This is a genomic window from Streptomyces sp. NPDC022552 (assembly GCF_055561875.1).
Window position 1 is genome coordinate 163,167 of record NZ_JBVHGJ010000011.1, and the last position, 16,284, is coordinate 179,450.

17 protein-coding genes, 1 tRNA gene, 1 pseudogene and 1 riboswitch are annotated in these 16,284 nt (G+C 69.3%); of the genes and pseudogenes, 9 read left to right on the forward strand and 10 right to left on the reverse strand.

Features of this window, described 5'->3' with window-relative positions; genetic code table 11:
- Positions 1 to 2: 2 nt before the first annotated feature.
- Both ACZ3OF_RS26385 and ACZ3OF_RS26390 read right to left on the reverse strand, forming a co-directional pair.
- On the reverse strand, positions 3 to 800 hold the full coding sequence (locus ACZ3OF_RS26385) for an ABC transporter permease (RefSeq protein ID WP_361673657.1): 798 nt from the start codon (positions 798 to 800) through the stop codon (positions 3 to 5).
- A gap of 226 nt (positions 801 to 1,026) precedes the next feature.
- Complete coding sequence (locus ACZ3OF_RS26390; RefSeq protein ID WP_361673844.1) at positions 1,027 to 1,827, reverse strand: ABC transporter permease; 801 nt, start codon at positions 1,825 to 1,827, stop codon at positions 1,027 to 1,029.
- 172 nt (positions 1,828 to 1,999) lie between these two features.
- Between ACZ3OF_RS26390 and ACZ3OF_RS26395 the strand changes: the two genes are divergently transcribed.
- Positions 2,000 to 4,384: a transglycosylase domain-containing protein gene (locus tag ACZ3OF_RS26395; RefSeq protein WP_467307172.1), complete on the forward strand. Its 2,385-nt coding sequence runs from the start codon at positions 2,000 to 2,002 to the stop codon at positions 4,382 to 4,384.
- On the opposite strand, the gene ACZ3OF_RS26400 is transcribed toward ACZ3OF_RS26395, so the two are convergent.
- The 3 genes from ACZ3OF_RS26400 to ACZ3OF_RS26410 all read right to left on the reverse strand — a co-directional run bounded on the left by ACZ3OF_RS26400 (position 4,378) and on the right by ACZ3OF_RS26410 (position 5,565).
- Positions 4,378 to 4,698 (reverse strand): DMT family transporter, encoded by a 321-nt coding sequence (locus ACZ3OF_RS26400; RefSeq protein WP_361673661.1) that lies wholly within the window; start codon positions 4,696 to 4,698, stop codon positions 4,378 to 4,380. The two genes, ACZ3OF_RS26395 and ACZ3OF_RS26400, sit on opposite strands and share 7 nt — an antisense overlap.
- Positions 4,699 to 4,732: 34 nt before the next feature.
- Positions 4,733 to 4,798: riboswitch (guanidine-III (ykkC-III) riboswitch) on the reverse strand.
- A 61-nt stretch (positions 4,799 to 4,859) separates the two neighbouring features.
- Positions 4,860 to 5,198 (reverse strand): GroES family chaperonin, encoded by a 339-nt coding sequence (locus ACZ3OF_RS26405; RefSeq protein ID WP_361673663.1) that lies wholly within the window; start codon positions 5,196 to 5,198, stop codon positions 4,860 to 4,862.
- A gap of 46 nt (positions 5,199 to 5,244) precedes the next feature.
- A complete protein-coding gene (locus tag ACZ3OF_RS26410) occupies positions 5,245 to 5,565 on the reverse strand; it encodes a DUF3618 domain-containing protein (RefSeq protein ID WP_361673665.1) in 321 nt (106 codons plus the stop codon).
- Between the two features lie 121 nt (positions 5,566 to 5,686).
- On the opposite strand from ACZ3OF_RS26410, the gene bcp reads away from it, so the two are divergent.
- The 5 genes and pseudogenes from bcp (at position 5,687) to ACZ3OF_RS26435 (ending at position 9,462) form a co-directional block, all read left to right on the forward strand.
- Entirely contained in the window at positions 5,687 to 6,160 is a 474-nt protein-coding gene (gene bcp, locus ACZ3OF_RS26415) for a thioredoxin-dependent thiol peroxidase (RefSeq protein ID WP_361439529.1), read from the forward strand.
- Positions 6,161 to 6,410: 250 nt separating this feature from the next.
- On the forward strand, positions 6,411 to 7,910 hold the full coding sequence (gene proP / locus ACZ3OF_RS26420) for a glycine betaine/L-proline transporter ProP (protein ID WP_361673667.1): 1,500 nt from the start codon (positions 6,411 to 6,413) through the stop codon (positions 7,908 to 7,910).
- A gap of 133 nt (positions 7,911 to 8,043) precedes the next feature.
- Positions 8,044 to 8,684 (forward strand): annotated as a pseudogene (locus tag ACZ3OF_RS26425) (HNH endonuclease signature motif containing protein).
- Entirely contained in the window at positions 8,681 to 9,352 is a 672-nt protein-coding gene (locus ACZ3OF_RS26430; RefSeq protein ID WP_467307176.1) for an HNH endonuclease, read from the forward strand. Before ACZ3OF_RS26425 ends, ACZ3OF_RS26430 begins: the two are co-directional and overlap by 4 nt.
- A gap of 26 nt (positions 9,353 to 9,378) precedes the next feature.
- Positions 9,379 to 9,462, forward strand: a tRNA-Leu gene (locus ACZ3OF_RS26435).
- Between the two features lie 44 nt (positions 9,463 to 9,506).
- On the opposite strand, the gene rdgB is transcribed toward ACZ3OF_RS26435, so the two are convergent.
- The 4 genes from rdgB to ACZ3OF_RS26455 form a co-directional block, all read right to left on the reverse strand.
- Positions 9,507 to 10,109 carry an RdgB/HAM1 family non-canonical purine NTP pyrophosphatase gene (rdgB, locus tag ACZ3OF_RS26440; protein ID WP_467307178.1) on the reverse strand — a complete coding sequence of 201 codons (603 nt, stop codon included), beginning with the start codon at positions 10,107 to 10,109 and terminating at the stop codon, positions 9,507 to 9,509.
- An 8-nt stretch (positions 10,110 to 10,117) separates the two neighbouring features.
- Positions 10,118 to 10,474, reverse strand: coding sequence for a hypothetical protein (locus tag ACZ3OF_RS26445; protein ID WP_361673846.1), 357 nt, complete (start codon positions 10,472 to 10,474; stop codon positions 10,118 to 10,120).
- A gap of 104 nt (positions 10,475 to 10,578) precedes the next feature.
- Positions 10,579 to 11,310: a ribonuclease PH gene (gene rph / locus ACZ3OF_RS26450; RefSeq protein ID WP_361673673.1), complete on the reverse strand. Its 732-nt coding sequence runs from the start codon at positions 11,308 to 11,310 to the stop codon at positions 10,579 to 10,581.
- A gap of 85 nt (positions 11,311 to 11,395) precedes the next feature.
- Positions 11,396 to 11,629 (reverse strand): PTS sugar transporter subunit IIB, encoded by a 234-nt coding sequence (locus ACZ3OF_RS26455; RefSeq protein WP_019886687.1) that lies wholly within the window; start codon positions 11,627 to 11,629, stop codon positions 11,396 to 11,398.
- Between the two features lie 236 nt (positions 11,630 to 11,865).
- Here ACZ3OF_RS26455 and ACZ3OF_RS26460 point away from each other — a divergent pair, with 236 nt between their 5' ends.
- Together ACZ3OF_RS26460 and ACZ3OF_RS26465 are read left to right on the forward strand one after the other, a co-directional pair.
- On the forward strand, positions 11,866 to 13,167 hold the full coding sequence (locus ACZ3OF_RS26460) for a PTS transporter subunit EIIC (protein WP_361673675.1): 1,302 nt from the start codon (positions 11,866 to 11,868) through the stop codon (positions 13,165 to 13,167).
- Between the two features lie 292 nt (positions 13,168 to 13,459).
- Positions 13,460 to 14,725: a PTS transporter subunit EIIC gene (locus tag ACZ3OF_RS26465; RefSeq protein WP_361673677.1), complete on the forward strand. Its 1,266-nt coding sequence runs from the start codon at positions 13,460 to 13,462 to the stop codon at positions 14,723 to 14,725.
- Between the two features lie 98 nt (positions 14,726 to 14,823).
- Here the strand turns inward: ACZ3OF_RS26465 and ACZ3OF_RS26470 are convergent, their stop codons facing one another.
- Positions 14,824 to 15,576 (reverse strand): MBL fold metallo-hydrolase, encoded by a 753-nt coding sequence (locus ACZ3OF_RS26470; RefSeq protein ID WP_467307183.1) that lies wholly within the window; start codon positions 15,574 to 15,576, stop codon positions 14,824 to 14,826.
- A gap of 188 nt (positions 15,577 to 15,764) precedes the next feature.
- On the opposite strand from ACZ3OF_RS26470, the gene ACZ3OF_RS26475 reads away from it, so the two are divergent.
- Positions 15,765 to 16,268, forward strand: a complete 504-nt coding sequence (locus ACZ3OF_RS26475) for a type II toxin-antitoxin system PemK/MazF family toxin (RefSeq protein ID WP_467307185.1) — start codon at positions 15,765 to 15,767, stop codon at positions 16,266 to 16,268.
- Positions 16,269 to 16,284 lie beyond the last annotated feature (16 nt).

The window sequence follows — 16,284 nt, forward strand, 5'->3', positions numbered from 1 at the left end:
CCTCAGCTCCCTGTGCTTCGGTACGAACGGAGTCCGGCGCGCCACGCCCACCCCGCGAGGACACACGCCACCAGCGCCACCAGCGGCGACGCGAACGCCAGCGCGGACGGCACACCGGCCGGAGCGGGCCGCCCCAGCACGTACAGCGCCGGCAGCCAGTTCACGAACGCCAGCGGTACGACGTACACGACACCCCGCACCAGGTCCTGCGCGAAGATCGCCGGCGGGTACTGCAACAGCGTGTTCCCGCCGTACGTGAACGCGTTGGTCACCTCCGCCGCGTCCTGCGCCCAGAACAGCGCCGACGCCCCCACCACCATCACCGCCGCGAAGATCACCGCGCCGCTCACCAGCATCACCGGCAGGAGCAGCACCTTCACCGCCGTCCACTCCACGTCCAGGACGAGCAGCGCCCAGACCAGCACGAACAGACCCTGCGCCACCCGGCCGAGCCGCCGCAGCGCGAACTTGTCCGCCGCCACCTGCGCGAGCACCGGCGCCGGACGCATCAGGAACAGGTCGAGCGAGCCGTCCCGCACCCGCCTGCCCATCCGCTGGAGCGATCCCATCGTCAGGTCCGCGATCCCGAAGGACGTGCCGGCCGTCCCGTACAGGAACGCGACCTCGGCGAAGGAGAAGCCGCCCAGACCCTTCACCTGACCGAACATCAGCAGGATGACGACGAAGTCGAAGAACGTGACGCAGAAGGAGGTGACGAGGGTCAGGGCGAACGACGTGCGGTACGTCATCGTCGAACGGATCCACATCCCGGCGACCATCCGGTACGTACGCCAGGACATGCGCCAGGACGAGCGCCAGGACGTGGGCCACGGCTCCCCGGGCGTCGGCAGCGTCCCGTCCGAATCCCCGGAGTCCGTACGCCGGGAGTCCGTATCCCCGGAGTCCGTACGCCAGGACTCCGTGCTCCCGGAGTCCGTACCACCGGAGCGCGTACTCCCAGAGTCCGTATCCCCGGAGCCCCTACCCCCGGAGCCCGTACGCCCCGGGTCCTGGAGCTCGGACGTCTCACCCACCCTGCACCACCACCTTCCGCGTCGCCAGCGACTGCGCGACCCGGCCCGCGAGCAGCAGCACCGCCGCCCAGCACAGCTGGAAGCCGTACGCCCCGAGGAGCCCCCACCCCTCGTACCGCTCCAGGTACACGTCCGCCGGGATCTGGAGCAGCGACGCCCACGGCAGCACCCGCGCCACCTCGCCGAGCGCGCCCGGGAAGACGTTCAGCGGCAGCAGCATCCCGGAGAAGAACAGCCCGCCCAGCCACGCCACCTGCACCACCCCCTGACCGTCCATCAGCCAGAAGGCGGACATCGCGACCAGGTACCAGATCGCGAAACCGACCGTCGCCCCCAGCGCGATCGCCAGCAGGAACGCGAGCCAGGTCGACGGCCGCGACGGCAGACGGAAGTCGAAGGCGAGCGCCCCGACCGCCATCGGCGCCACACCGCGGCCGAGCAACTGATACGCGCACCGGCCCGCGTTGGCCGAGAACCACCAGGCCTGGAGGTCCGCCGGCCGGTACAGGTCGACGGCGATGTCACCCGTACGGATGCGCTCGATCAGCTCGTCCTCGAACCCGCCGCCCATCAGCCCGCACACGGTGATCAGCCCCTGGCCGATCCACACATAGGCGAGCGCGTCCGCCATGTCGTAGCCGCCCAGCTGGGGTCGCGCGTCCCACAGGGCCATATAGGTGTACGCCAGGATGAAGCCGAAGACGGTGTTGGTGAACACCCCCGCCGCCGTCGCCAACCGATACGTGGCATGGCGCCGGAAGCCACCCGCGGCCACCGTCGCATACAGCCGCAGCATGTCGCGTCGCCCCTCCTCCTGGCACCGAACCCACACCAAAGCGCCCGACCCTAGCGGCCCGCACTCCGCCACCGCGAGTCGTTTTCGAGTCGCATTCATCAGGTTCCGTCCTGATACGTGCACTATGGGGAAGGTCATGCCTCCTTCATCCGGTACGGGAGTTCCAGACATGCGCGACGACCAGCCAGCCCCTCCACACCGGCCCGGCTGGACGCCGAGGGACCCCACCGTCCCCGCCACACCCCCGCCGCCACCCGGGAAGCCCCGGCGCGCCCGGCGCTCACGCCCCCGGCGCATCCTGCGCGCGCTCCTGCACACCGCCCTCTTCGGCACCCTGCTGCTGGCCGCCGGATTCGTCGCCGGCTACCTCCTCGTCGATATCCCGCCCGCCAACGCCGCCGCGACCGCCCAGTCCAACGTGTACCTCTACCGCGACGGCACCCAGATCGTCCGCGACGGCGAGGTCAACCGCGAGAACGTACGCCTCGCGCACATCCCCCTCACCGTCCAGCAGGCCGTGCTCGCCGCCGAGGACCGCGACTTCTCCTCCGCGCGCGCCGTCGACCCCAAGGCCATGGTCCGCGCCGCCTGGAACACGCTCACCGGCAAGGGCCGCCAGTCCGGCTCCACCATCACCCAGCAGTACGTCAAGAACTACTACCTCGGCCAGGAACAGACCGTCACCCGCAAGGTGAAGGAGTTCTTCATCGCGATCAAACTCAACCGCGAGAAGAGCAAGGACGAGATCCTCGAGGGCTATCTGAACACCAGTTACTTCGGCCGCAACGCCTACGGCATCCAGGCCGCCGCCCGCGCCTACTACGGCAAGGAGGCCGCCGAACTCGACACCGCCGAAGGCGCGTACCTCGCCTCCCTCCTCAACGCCCCCAGCGCCTACGACGTCGCCACCCACCCCGAGAACCGGCCCCGCGCGCTCGCCCGCTGGAACTACGTCCTGGACGGCATGGTCAAGGAGAGGTGGCTCTCCCGCGCCGACCGCGCCGACGCCGTCTTCCCCACGCCCCAGACCGCGCGCCCCGCCACCGGGCTCTCCGGACAGCGCGGCTACATCGTCCAGGCCGTCGAGGAGTACCTCGCCTCCCACGGCGTCCTCGACGAGAACACCCTCGCCCGCGGCGGCTTCCGCATCACCACCACCCTGGAGAAGGACAAGCAGGACGCCTTCGTCACCGCCGTCGACGACAAGGTCATGTCCCGGCTCGACCCCGCGCGCAACCCCGTCGACCGCTTCGTACGGGTCGGCGGCGCGGCCATCGAGCCGTCGACCGGCCGCGTCGTCGCGATGTACGGCGGCGTCGACTACACCAGGCAGTACGTCAACAACGCCACCCGCCGCGACTACCAGGTCGGCTCCACCTTCAAGCCCTTCGTCCTCACCGCCGCGATCGAACACGCCTCGCTCACCCAGGACGGCGAGCCCATCACCCCGAACACCTACTACGACGGCGCCGACAAGCGCCCCGTGCAGGGCTGGCACGGCGCCCACTACGCCCCCGCCAACGAGGACGACGCCTCGTACGGCGACATCACCGTCCGGACCGCCACCGACAGCTCGGTCAACACCGTGTACGCGCAGATGGCCGTGGACGTCGGACCCGCGAGGGTCAAGGAGACCGCCGTCGCCCTCGGCCTGCCCGCCCGCACCCCCGACCTCAACGGCTCCCCCTCCATCGCGCTCGGCCCCGCCACCGCGAGCGCCCTCGACATGGCCGAGGCGTACGCCACCCTCGCCAACCACGGCCGCCACGGCACGTACACGCTCGTCGAACGGGTCACCAAGGACGGCCAGGACCTGAACCTGCCGTCGTCCGACACCCGGCAGGCCGTGAGCAGGGAGGCCGCCGACACGACGACGCACGTCCTGCGCAGCGTCGTGGAGAGCGGTACGGGAACGGCGGCCCTGACCGCGGGCCGCCCGGCCGCCGGCAAGACGGGCACCGCCGAGGACGACAAGGCCGCCTGGTTCGCGGGCTACACCCCGGACCTCGCGACGGTCGTCACGGTGATGGGCCAGGACCCCGACACGGGCGAGCAGAAGCCGCTGTACGGCGCGCTCGGGCAGAACCGGATCAACGGAGGCGGGACGCCGGCGGAGATCTGGGGGCACTTCACCCGGGAGGCGCTGGCGGGCACGGAGGCGCGGGAATTCGAACTCGAGCCGGGCGAGGGGGCGGAGGAGTGGCTGGCACCCCTGCGACCTCCTCAGCCGGACGGACCGGAGGGCCCGGACGGACCGGCCGAGGAGGGTTGGGAGGAGCGGGAGGATCAGGAGGAACCGGAGGAGGAGCAGCTGGGCCAGGCGGGACCGAAGGGCCCGCGGCAGCCGCGCCTTCCTGAGGCGCCCCAGCTGCCTCAGGTGCCTCAGACACCTCAAGCGCCTCAGCTACCGCGTCCGGAGAAGGAACCGCAGCCCCGCCTTGAGACGGTCCAGCCGGAGCAGCAGCCCCCGCGACCCGGGACGGGAACACCGGACCACCAGATCCTACGATCAGAGCCGGCCGCGCAGCCGGAGGAGCAGCTGCCGCGTCAGTGACCCGAGGTCGCCTTCAGCCCCACCACGGCCACCAGCAGCAGACAGACGAAGAAGATCCGCGCGGCGGTCGCCGGCTCACCGAGCACCACCATGCCGAGCACCGCCGCGCCGGCCGCGCCGATACCGACCCACACGCCGTACGCCGTACCGATCGGCAGCGTCCTGGCCGCGTGCGACAGCAGCAGCATCGAGGCGACGATCCCGGCGCCCGTGAAGACGCTCGGCCAGAGACGGGTGAACCCGTCCGTGTACTTCATGCCGATGGACCAGCCGACCTCGAGCAGACCGGCGACGATGAGAAGAACCCAGGCCATGACGACGAACACCTCCGCGAGACGGAACAACAGGAGTGCGTCGTCTTTGCGTACTGCCCGGTACGGCGCGTCTCGTCGGGTGTGTCCAAGGTAGCAAGGAAGAGACGAAAGGCCTGGTGACACCGGTCACCAGGCCTTCGCGCGGAGCGCTGTGCGGCGTCCTACAGGTACAGCCCGGTGGTGTCCTTCGAACCCTCGAACCGGTCCGCGGCCACCGCGTGCAGGTCGCGCTCCCGCATCAGGACGTACGCGACACCCCGCACCTCGACCTCGGCGCGGTCCTCCGGGTCGTACAGCACCCGGTCACCCGTCTCGACCGTACGGACGTTCTGGCCGACCGCGACGACCTCGGCCCAGGCCAGTCGGCGGCCGACGGCGGCGGTCGCCGGAATGAGGATGCCGCCGCCCGAGCGCCGCTCCCCCTCCGGGGTGTCGGTCCGGACCAGGACACGGTCGTGGAGCATCCGGATGGGCAGCTTGTCGTGGGTGTTGTCGCTCACGACTCGAACCTACCTGTCCGGGCGTGTCGTCCGTACCCGGGAGGGGTCATCCCTTGCGCTTGCGCGTCGTCATCGCGAGCAGCCCGACGAGGGCCACGGCGACCAGCGCCACCGGAACCACCCGCTCCAGACGCGGCGCGCCGTCGTCGCCGACGAACCGGGCCTTCACGTCGGACACGGTCCGGTTGACGGCGACGAACGCCCGCCCGGCGGTGTGGTCGACCGTGGAGGCGACCTTCGCCTTCGCGTCACCGATGATCGTCTTCGGGTGCATCCGGATGCCGATCTCGTCGAGAGTCTCGGCAAGCTGCTCGCGCCGGCGGACGATGTCCGCCTCGATCTGCGCAGGGGTCCTGGCCTCCGACACCGCGCTGCCTCCGTAGTCGTAATCGGTCGTTGACGGACAGTCTCTCAGTTTCTCCGCCCGCGGTCTGTCTCAGGCCCCCATTAGGCTCGGTCGTGTACGCGCAGACACCCCGAGGAGAGCCATGAGCGAGCGACTTCAGCCCGGCGACACCGCCCCCGCCTTCACCCTGCCCGACGCCGACGGCAACGAGGTCTCGCTCGCGGACCACAAGGGCCGCAAGGTCATCGTCTACTTCTACCCCGCGGCGCTCACTCCAGGCTGCACCAAGCAGGCGTGCGACTTCACGGACAACCTGGAGCTGCTGGCGGGCGCGGGCTACGACGTCATCGGCGTGTCGCCCGACAAGCCGGAGAAGCTGGCGAAATTCCGCGAGCAGGAGCACCTGAAGGTCACGCTCGTGGGCGACCCGTCGAAGGAGACCCTGGAGGCGTACGGCGCCTTCGGCGAGAAGAAGCTGTACGGCAAGACCGTGACGGGCGTGATCCGCTCGACGGTGATCGTCGACGAGGACGGCAAGGTCGAGCGAGCGCTGTACAACGTGAAGGCGACGGGCCACGTAGCCAAGATCATCAAGGACCTGGCCATCGAGGCCTGAGCCTGCGACACCCTGGGCGACACCGGCACCGGGGGCCCTGAGGGCTCCGGGTCCTGAGGGCTCCGGGTCCTGAGGGCTCCGGGTCCTGAGGGCTCCGAGCCTTGAGGTGCCCCCGCACCTGCCCCCCGCCCCGTGAGGCCTCCGTCGGGAACGTGACGGAGGCCTCAATTCCGGCGCGTTTCCGTTTGTGATCGGCCTGACCGCGCAGACGTCCTTCCTGGAACTGCCCCCCGAGAAAGGACGTACGGTCATGTCGGCGACCGATCGCACCGCCCCCGCGGCCGACCAGGAAGCCCGCAGACGGCATCCGCGGCTGTTCCGGGCCATCACGAGGCGGCAGCAGCCGCCCCTGCGACGGTCGGACATCACGGTGACCGACGACGCGGCCGTCAGGCGCGCCGTGAAGGCGGCCTCCCTGGGCAATGCCATGGAGTGGTTCGACTTCGGCGTCTACGCCTACCTCGCCGTCACGCTCGGCCACGTCTTCTTCCCCGCCGGGAACGAGACCGCGCAGCTGCTGTCGTCGTTCGCGACCTTCGCGGTCGCGTTCCTCGTGCGCCCCCTGGGCGGCATGGTGTTCGGCCCGATGGGTGACCGGATCGGCCGCAAGAAGGTCCTGGCCATGACCATGATCCTCATGGCGGTCGGCACGTTCGCGATCGGCCTGATCCCGTCGTACGCCTCGATCGGCTTCTGGGCACCGGTCCTGCTGGTCTTCTTCCGGATGCTCCAGGGCTTCTCCACGGGCGGGGAGTACGGCGGCGCGTCGACGTTCATCGCCGAGTACGCGCCGGACCGCCGGCGCGGCTTCTTCGGCAGCTTCCTGGAGTTCGGCACACTCGCGGGCTACGTCGGCGCGGCGGGCCTGGTCACGGCGCTCACCACCTGGCTCGGCTCCGACACGATGGAGGCGTGGGGCTGGCGCGTGCCGTTCCTGGTGGCGGGGCCGCTCGGCCTGGTCGGCCTCTATCTGCGGATGCGGCTCGACGAGACGCCCGCGTTCCGGAAGCTGGAGAGCGACACGGTGCGCGCCTCGGAGGCGGCGGACCCGGTGGAGACCTCCGCCAAGGGCGACCTCGCGAAGATCTTCCGGCAGCAGTGGCCGACGCTGATCCTGTGCATCGCCCTGGTGGGCGCGTACAACATCACCGACTACATGCTGCTGTCGTACATGCCGACGTACCTCTCCGACGAGCTCGGCTACAGCGAGACCCACGGCCTGCTGATCCTGCTGCTCGTGATGGTCTTCCTGATGCTGATCATCGCTCAGGTGGGGCGGCTCAACGACCGGTTCGGGCGCAAGCCGGTGCTGATGGCGGGCATGCTGGGCTTCCTCTTCCTGTCGCTGCCCGCGTTCCTGCTGATCCGCCAGGGCGGCGTCCTGGCGATCACGGCGGGCATGCTGATGCTCGGCCTGTCGCTGGTCTGCATGCTGGGCACGATGTCGGCGGCGCTCCCGGCGCTCTTCCCGACCGATGTGCGCTACGGCTCCCTGTCGGTCGGGTACAACCTGTCGGCCTCGCTCTTCGGCGGCACGACCCCGCTGGTCATCACGGCCCTGATCGGCGCGACCGGCAGCGGTCTGATGCCGGCGTACTACGCGATGGGCGCGGCGCTCGTCGGTGTGATCGCGGTGGCCTGCATGAAGGAGACCGCCCAGCGCCCGCTGGAGGGCTCACCCCCGTGCGTGGAGACCCCGGAGGAGGCGGCGGAACTGGTTCTCGCCCGGGCACCCGAGCCGAAGTTCTGACCCTGCACCCGTGAAGGACGGCCCGTACGCCCCGGAGGCGGTACGGGCCGTTCCGCATTTCGGACGGAATGCGGAGTGACCGTCCGATATTCGGCTCGTTACTCCGTACGAGATCCGTACAAGGAGGGGACACGTGGGGGCGAGCGCGTACACGAAGGAACGGCTTGCGAAGGCGGCGGGCACGTCACGGACGCTGACGGAGACGCTGGAGAAGCTGGGGGCGGACCCGAAGAGCGGCACGCGGAGGTACGTACGGGACCGGATGCGGAAGCTGGGGGTGGACACGGCGCACTTCGAGCGAGAGGGGGCGAAGTGGACGCGGGAAGTACTCGAGCCGGTGGTGGCGGTGTCGACGAGCGTGTACGAGGTGCTGCGCCACCTGGGACTGGACCCCGTGGGCGGCCATCACACGAACATCAGCCGCCGGATCAAGGCATACGGCTTAGACACCTCGCACTTTCAGCCGCCGCCCAAGGTGGGCAAGAGCATCCGACGAACCACCCCGAGGCCCTGCTGGTCGAACAGCTTCCGAGCCAAGCTCGGCGGGTACCAAGCAGTCGCCTGAAGGGTGCGCTCAGGTCGATGGGTGTCACGGAGCACTGCGCCCTCTGCGGGATCGAACCGACGTGGCTCGGACACCCCCTCCCGCTTGAGGTCGATCACATCGACGGCAATTGGCGCAACAACCGGATGGAAAACCTGCGGCTCCTCTGTCCCAACTGCCACTCGACGACAGACACGTACCGGGGACGAGCAAAGGGGCGCCGGGCATGAGCGAGGCAGTCCGCTACACACGGGAGCGGCTCATCGAGGCCGCCGCGAAATGCGGTGACATCGAGGAGGTCATCGCCTTCTTCGGCACGCGACCGTACGGGCGCCTGCGCCAATATCTGTGGCGCCGATTCGCGCACTGCGAAATCGACGTCTCGCATCTCCGTCGACGCGACTACCGCAGGGGTGGCCCCCGACCGTCGGCTGCCGAACTCGCTGGAGCCGTGGCTGGTTCAGTTTCCCTGGCGGAGACCGTGCGCCGCCTGGGTAGACCGGAGAGCTCAAGCCAGAAGGAGTGTCTGAAGCGGTGGATCGTCGAGGATGGCCTCTCGACGGCACACTTCCTGGGGCAAGCTCATCAGGCCGCCAAGCCTGGTACAAATCCACCGCGCAAGGCCGTGGACCTACTGGTGAAGCACGACGGCAAGCATCGAACTAAGACCGTTCACCTGCGTCGCGCCCTCTCCGAGATCGGTGTTCCGGAGCAGTGCTCAAGGTGCGGCACCGGACCTGCCTGGCTCGGCAAACCCATGACCCTCGAGGTCGACCACATCAACGGCGACTGGAGCGACGACCGCGCCGAGAACCTGCGACTCCTCTGTCCCAACTGTCACGCGATCACCAGCACCTGGTGCCGAGGAGGACGTCGACGCACCTCGCAAGCGAGCTGACGGTGACCGCTACCATGGCCGTGTACGCGGCCGTGTTGTAACTGGCAGCCAAGCGGCGCTTAGAACGCCGTGGGAGAAATCCCGTGTGGGTTCGAGTCCCACCGGCCGCACGCGTGGAGAGGGGCCGCCCAACACAGGGCGGCCCCTCTCGCTGTCAGCCCAGCAGCTCCCGTACCACGGGTACCAGCGCCCTGAACGCCTTGCCGCGGTGGCTGATCGCGTTCTTCTCCTGCGGGGACAGTTCCGCGCACGTCACCTCGTAGCCGGCCGGCTGGAGGATCGGGTCGTAGCCGAAGCCGTTCGTGCCGGCCGGGGTGTGGCGGAGGGTGCCCGGCATGCGGCCCTCGACGACGCGTTCCGTGCCGTCCGGGAGGGCCAGGGCCGCCGCGCAGGCGAAGTGGGCGGCTCGGTGGGGGGCGTCGATGTCGGCGAGCTGGGCCAGGAGCAGGTCCAGGTTGGCGCGGTCGTCGCCGTGGGCGCCGGACCAGCGGGCCGAGAAGATGCCGGGGGCGCCGTTCAGGACGTCGACGCAGAGGCCGGAGTCGTCGGCGACGGCCGGCAGGCCGGTGGCCTGGGCCAGGGCGTGGGCCTTGAGGAGGGCGTTCTCGGCGAAGGTGACGCCGGTCTCCTTGACGTCGGGGACCTCCGGGTACGCGTCCGCGCCGACGAGCTCGTGGGTGAGGCCTGCGTCGGCGAGGATCGCGTGGAGTTCGGTGATCTTTCCGGCGTTGCGGGTGGCGAGGATCAGACGGGTCATGCTCCCGATTATCCCGGGGTGCAGACCTTGCCGATCTCGGCGGCCGCGTCGGTGATCGGCTTGATGTCCGGGGTGGTGTCGCCGTTGTTGACGGCGCTCTTCACGGATTCGACGCCCTTGGTGAGGTCGTCCACGGCCTTGGAGAGGTCCGCGTTGTCCGTGGTGTCCTGGAGCTTGCCGAGCTCCGTGGAGATCTCGTTCAGGGCCTCGTTGAGCTGCGTCGGGTCGTTCGAGGCGTTGGAGACGGCCTGCGAGAGCTTGTCGACGCTGGTGGCTATCGCGTCGGCGGTGGCGACACAGTCCATCGCCTTGTCGAGTGCTCCGCAGCCGACGAGGGTGGTGGTGAGTACGGCTGCCGAGGCCATGGCGAGTGCGAGACGGCGCTTCAAGACGGGTCCTCCCCGAGGGATATGGGTGACGGGCGTACGGTCCTGCCGTACGCCCGTGTCCATGAAGACGCCCCTGGGGGCTAGAGAGTTCCTTCGAGCGCCTGGCGCTGGATCTCGGCGAGTTCGGCGCAGCCGCCGGAGGCGAGGTCGAGGAGGGCGTTGAGCTCCTTGCGGTCGAAGGGCTCGGCCTCGGCGGTGCCCTGGACCTCGACGAAGCGGCCGTCGCCGGTGCAGACGACGTTCATGTCGGTCTCGGCGCGGACGTCCTCCTCGTAGCAGAGGTCGAGGAGGGGGGTGCCGTCGACGATGCCGACGGAGACGGCGGCGACGGTGCCGGTGAGGGGCTTGCGTCCGGCCTTGACCAGCTTCTTGCCCTGGGCCCAGGCGACCGCGTCGGCGAGGGCGACGTACGCGCCGGTGATGGCGGCGGTGCGGGTGCCGCCGTCGGCCTGGAGGACGTCGCAGTCGAGGACGATGGTGTTCTCGCCGAGGGCCTTGTAGTCGATGACGGCGCGCAGGGAGCGTCCGATGAGGCGGGAGATCTCGTGCGTGCGGCCGCCGATCTTGCCGCGGACGGATTCGCGGTCGCCGCGGGTGTTGGTGGCGCGCGGGAGCATGGAGTACTCGCCGGTGACCCAGCCTTCGCCGCTGCCCTTGCGCCAGCGCGGGACGCCTTCGGTGACGGAGGCGGTGCAGAAGACCTTGGTGTCGCCGAAGGAGACGAGGACGGAGCCCTCGGCGTGCTTGCTCCATCCGCGTTCGATGGTGACGGGGCGGAGCTGTTCGGGGGTACGGCCGTCGATACGAGACATGGGTCGAGCGTAGCCGTACGCGAAGGGGGCCCGGTCCCCTGTCGGACCGGGCCCCCTTCGGCGCGAGGCCGGGTGGCTCAGCTGCTCACATCATGTCTTCGATGTCGGCGGCGATCGGGTCGGCGTCGGTGCCGATGACGACCTGGATCGCGGTGCCCATCTTCACGACGCCGTGGGCGCCGGCGGCCTTGAGGGCGGCCTCGTCGACCTTGCTGGGGTCGATGACCTCGGTGCGCAGGCGGGTGATGCAGCCCTCGACCTCTTCGATGTTGTCGATGCCGCCGAGCCCGGCGACGATCTTCTCAGCCTTGCTGGCCATGTGTTTCTCCCTGTCCGTTCCTGTTCGAAGAACGTGAGTCTCGGCGCACCGAAGGTCCGCTTGGTCACGGTAACCCACGGTTGGCCCAACTTCGCGGGCGAGCGCCCTCGTTCTGCCGAATGATGACGATCACCGGCGGCCTGCCCTCAGCGGGCTCCCGGGAGCCTATCGCAACTGGTCTACACCAGTCTCAACGCGAGTCGGGCCCGGCCTGTTCCGGGTCAGGGAGGACGCCGATGAGTACGGACAGCGCCGCGGGGGCGCCGCGGAAGTCGATGTGGGGCGGCTTCTTCCAGGGGCTGCAGAAGATGGGGCGCAGTCTCCAGCTCCCCATCGCCGTGCTCCCGGCGGCCGGCATCATCAACCGCCTCGGGCAGCCGGACGTCTTCGGGGCGGACGGGCTCGGGTGGGACAACGTCGCCAAGGTGATGGCGGGCGCCGGTGGCGCCCTGCTCGACGGCAACCTCGGACTGCCCCTCCTGTTCTGCATCGGTGTCGCGATCGGGATGGCGAAGAAGGCGGACGGCTCGACCGCGCTCGCGGCCACGGTGGGCTTCCTCGTCTACTTCAACATCCTGCGCCAGTTCCCCGAGACCTGCCCCGAGGGCACGGTGGACATCGACGGCGGCTGCCTCGCACCCGAGCAGGCCTTCAGCGGCTACACGTACCAGAACCCGGGCGTCTTCGGCGGCATCGTCATCGGCTTGCTCACGGCCTGGCTGTGGCAGCGCTACCACCGGAAGAAGCTCGTGGACTGGCTGGGCTTCTTCAACGGCCGCCGGCTCGTCCCGATCATCATGACCTTCGTCGCGATCGCCTTCGCCTCCCTGTGCCTGTGGGTCTGGCCGCCGATCGGCGACGCGCTGGAGAACTTCAGCGACTGGCTGGTGGGCCTCGGCGCCTGGGGTTCGGGCATCTTCGGTGTCGCCAACCGCGCGCTGCTCGTGATCGGCCTGCACCAGTTCCTGAACGTGCCCATCTGGTTCCAGTTCGGCACGTACGAGAGGCCGGACGGCACGACGGTTCACGGCGACATCCCCATGTTCCTGGCGGGCGACCCGGAGGCCGGCCAGTTCCTGACGGGCTTCTTCCCGATCATGATGTTCGCGCTCCCGGCGGCCGCCCTGGCGATCACCCACTGCGCCAAGCCGCGGCGGCGCAAGGAGGTGGGCGGCCTGATGCTGTCGGTCGCGCTGACCTCGTTCGTCACGGGCATCACGGAGCCGATCGAGTACTCGTTCCTCTTCGTCGCCCCGGTGCTGTACGCCATCCACGCGGCGCTCACGGGTGTGTCGATGGCCGTGACCTGGGCGCTCGGGGTGAAGGACGGGTTCAGCTTCTCGGCGGGCCTGATCGACTACGTCATCAACTGGAACCTGGCGACGAAACCGTGGCTGATCATTCCGATCGGTCTGGGTTTCGCCCTCGTCTACTACGTGATCTTCCGGTTCGCGATCACCAAGTTCGACCTCCAGACGCCGGGGCGTGAGCCGGACGAGCTGGAGGACGAGATGGACAGGGACACCACCAAGGCGTAGCGCGGCACCACCAAGGGCGTACGCGTCGGCGTGATTCGGGGCTTTCGCCCCGGTGTCGGGACGACGAAGGGCCCCCGGACCTCATGGTCCGGGGGCCCTTCGTCGTTCACGCCCAGCAATGGCCCGGGCACACAGAATTCGCAGGTTCCTTATCTAAGTCTCACGTGCTAAAACTGGTCTACACCACTCATTGGTGTAGACCACGCGGTCCAGTCCACCGCGTTCCACGAGACGTCGCCGTCACCCCCTTTTCATGTCCTCTGGCGGCGCCTTGCCTTACTGGAGGAAGTTGATGAGTACGGCCACCGCCCAGGCCGCCGCTCCCGCGAAGAAGCGCGGATCCGGCCTGTTCCAGGGCCTGCAGAAGGTCGGTCGCAGCCTGCAGCTGCCGATCGCCGTTCTGCCGGCCGCGGGTATCTTGCTCCGTCTCGGCCAGCCCGACGTCTTCGGCAAGGACGGCCTCGGATGGGACAAGGTCGCCTCCGTGTTCGCCACGGCCGGTGACGCAGTCTTCTCGAACCTGCCCCTGCTGTTCTGCATAGGCGTGGCCATCGGCTTCGCCAAGAAGGCCGACGGCTCCACCGCCCTGGCCGCCCTCGTGGGCTTCCTGGTCTACAACAACGTCCTCAAGGCGTTCCCGGTCACCGAGGCCGTCGTCAACACCACCGCCAACAAGGGTGTCGACGTCGCCGCGACGTACAACAACCCGGGCGTGCTCGGCGGCATCATCATGGGACTGATCTCCGCCGTCCTGTGGCAGAAGTTCCACCGCACCAAGCTGGTCGACTGGCTCGGCTTCTTCAACGGCCGCCGTCTCGTCCCGATCATCATGGCCTTCGTCGGCACCCTGGTCGGTGTCGTCTTCGGCCTGGTCTGGGAGCCCATCGGCAACGGCATCTCCAGCTTCGGCGAGTGGATGACCGGTCTCGGCTCCGTCGGCGCCGGCCTCTTCGGCCTCATCAACCGCGCGCTGATCCCGGTCGGCATGCACCAGTTCGTGAACACCGTCTCCTGGTTCCAGATCGGTGACTTCACCAACGCCGCAGGCGAGGTCGTCCACGGTGACCTCAACCGCTTCTTCGCCGGTGACCCGAGCGCCGGAATCTTCATGTCCGGCTTCTTCCCGATCATGATGTTCGGCCTCCCGGCCGCCGCGATCGCCATCGCCCACGCCGCTCGCCCCGAGCGCCGCAAGGCCGTGATGGGCATGATGGTCTCGCTCGCGCTGACCTCCTTCGTCACCGGTATCACGGAGCCGATCGAGTTCACCTTCATGTTCATCGCGCCGGTGCTGTACGTGATCCACGCGGTCCTGACCGCCATATCGATGGCCGTCACCTGGGCCTTCGGTGTCCACGCGGGCTTCACCTTCTCCGCAGGCGGCATCGACTACCTGCTGAACTGGAACCTCGCGACCAAGCCCTGGATGATCATCCCGATCGGCCTCGTCTTCGCGGCGATCTACTACGTCGTCTTCCGCTTCGCGATCACCAAGTTCAACCTCCCGACCCCGGGCCGCGAGCCCGACGAGGAGATCGAGGACCTCACCAAGGCGTGAGTCTCACCCGAACGACGGAAAGGCCCCGGAACCGAACCACGGTTCCGGGGCCTTTCCCGTACGTACGTCCGGAAGGCTGCCGGAGGAGCACGGGCGCCTCAGACCTCGTAGACCGCGCCCGCGTACGCCAGCTCCGACGGCCCGTCGTAGACCGCCCGCGCGTCCGCCAGGTTCTGCCGGCCGTCCGTCCACGGCGGGATGTGCGTGAGCACCAGCCGGCCCACCGAGGAGCGGGTCGCCTCCGCGCCCGCCTCGCGGCCGTTGAGGTGGAGGGCCGGGATGTCCTCCTTGCCGTGCGTGAAGGACGCCTCGCACAGGAAGAGGTCCGCACCGTCCGCGAGTTGGTGCAGGGACTCGCAGACCCCCGTGTCACCGGAGTACGTGAGCGTCCGGCCGCCGTGCTCGACCCTGATGCCGTACGCCTCCACCGGGTGGCACACCTTCTCCGTACGGACGGAGAACGGACCCAGCTCGAAGGCTTCGGACTTCAGCGTGCGGAAGTCGAAGACCTCGCTCATCGACTTGTCCGAGGGAGTGTCGGCGTACGCCGTGGTCAGGCGCTGTTCGGCGCCCTCCGGGGCGAAGACCGGGATCGCTTCGCAGCGGCCGCCGTCGTGGCGGTAGTAGCGGGCGACGAAGTATCCGCACATGTCGATGCAGTGGTCGGCGTGGAGGTGGCTGAGGAAGATGGCGTCGAGGTCGTACAGACCGATGTGGCGCTGCAGCTCGCCGAGGGCTCCATTGCCCATGTCGAGGAGCAGCCGGAAGCCGTCGGCCTCTACGAGGTAGCTCGAACAGGCCGAGTCCGCGGACGGGAACGACCCGGAGCAGCCGACGACGGTGAGCTTCATGGAGCGTGAACCTCCGAGGGCGGAGAGCGACGGGGGAGGTCTTGCGATGCGTCGAGCGTAAGGCGCGGTGCCCGCCGTCGCTCCTCCGTGGCGGCCCGTTGTGGGCGAACTCACGGGCTCTGTCACCGGTTCGGATGGACCTGGGGCGGGAGAGCGCGAGGTGCGGGCGACCGGTAGCGTCGTGCGGTATGGACACGTCCTGGTGGCCGGCGCTCGTCGCGGTCGTGGTGATCGCGCTGGTCGCGGCGGTGGCGGACGGCCGGAAGCGCTCGGCGCGGCGGCCCGACCGGCGGCCCGGTGGCCGGACGCGCCCGTCCGGTGGCCGTACCCGCCCGCCGGCGCGGCCACCCGTACGGCCGAGTGCGCCCGGGAAGGCGCCCGCGCGGCTCCCCCGGGCGGGCGAGATCTGGTGGGCCGATGTGCCCTACGAGGACGGGCCCGGGTCCAAGGACAGGCCGTGTCTGGTGCTCTCGCTGCGGGGCGACCGCGTCCTCGTCGCCAAGATCACGAGCAAGTACCACGACGAGCGGCCGGCCGTGATCGCGCTGCCGCCGGGCTCGGTGGGCGACGCGCAGGGGCGGCCGAGCTTCCTGGAGACGGACGAGCTGCGGGAGGTCCCGGTGTGGGAGTTCCGCCGCAGAGTGGGAGCGGCGGACCCGACCGTATGGGACCGGGTCCGCCATCTCGCCTGACGGTCATGCGGCGGTC

Excerpts from the sequence above, each read along its gene's own strand:
- ACZ3OF_RS26385 (WP_361673657.1), bottom strand. The coding sequence starts at position 800 with ATGTCCTGGCGTACGTACCGGATGGTCGCCGGGATGTGGATCCGTTCG.
- ACZ3OF_RS26395 (WP_467307172.1), top strand. The coding sequence starts at position 2,000 with ATGCGCGACGACCAGCCAGCCCCTCCACACCGGCCCGGCTGGACGCCG.
- ACZ3OF_RS26400 (WP_361673661.1), bottom strand. The coding sequence starts at position 4,698 with ATGGCCTGGGTTCTTCTCATCGTCGCCGGTCTGCTCGAGGTCGGCTGG.
- bcp (WP_361439529.1), top strand. The coding sequence starts at position 5,687 with ATGAGCGAGCGACTTCAGCCCGGCGACACCGCCCCCGCCTTCACCCTG.
- proP (WP_361673667.1), top strand. The coding sequence starts at position 6,411 with ATGTCGGCGACCGATCGCACCGCCCCCGCGGCCGACCAGGAAGCCCGC.
- ACZ3OF_RS26430 (WP_467307176.1), top strand. The coding sequence starts at position 8,681 with ATGAGCGAGGCAGTCCGCTACACACGGGAGCGGCTCATCGAGGCCGCC.
- rdgB (WP_467307178.1), bottom strand. The coding sequence starts at position 10,109 with ATGACCCGTCTGATCCTCGCCACCCGCAACGCCGGAAAGATCACCGAA.
- ACZ3OF_RS26445 (WP_361673846.1), bottom strand. The coding sequence starts at position 10,474 with ATGGCCTCGGCAGCCGTACTCACCACCACCCTCGTCGGCTGCGGAGCA.
- rph (WP_361673673.1), bottom strand. The coding sequence starts at position 11,310 with ATGTCTCGTATCGACGGCCGTACCCCCGAACAGCTCCGCCCCGTCACC.
- ACZ3OF_RS26455 (WP_019886687.1), bottom strand. The coding sequence starts at position 11,629 with ATGGCCAGCAAGGCTGAGAAGATCGTCGCCGGGCTCGGCGGCATCGAC.
- ACZ3OF_RS26460 (WP_361673675.1), top strand. The coding sequence starts at position 11,866 with ATGAGTACGGACAGCGCCGCGGGGGCGCCGCGGAAGTCGATGTGGGGC.
- ACZ3OF_RS26465 (WP_361673677.1), top strand. The coding sequence starts at position 13,460 with ATGAGTACGGCCACCGCCCAGGCCGCCGCTCCCGCGAAGAAGCGCGGA.
- ACZ3OF_RS26470 (WP_467307183.1), bottom strand. The coding sequence starts at position 15,576 with ATGAAGCTCACCGTCGTCGGCTGCTCCGGGTCGTTCCCGTCCGCGGAC.
- ACZ3OF_RS26475 (WP_467307185.1), top strand. The coding sequence starts at position 15,765 with ATGGACACGTCCTGGTGGCCGGCGCTCGTCGCGGTCGTGGTGATCGCG.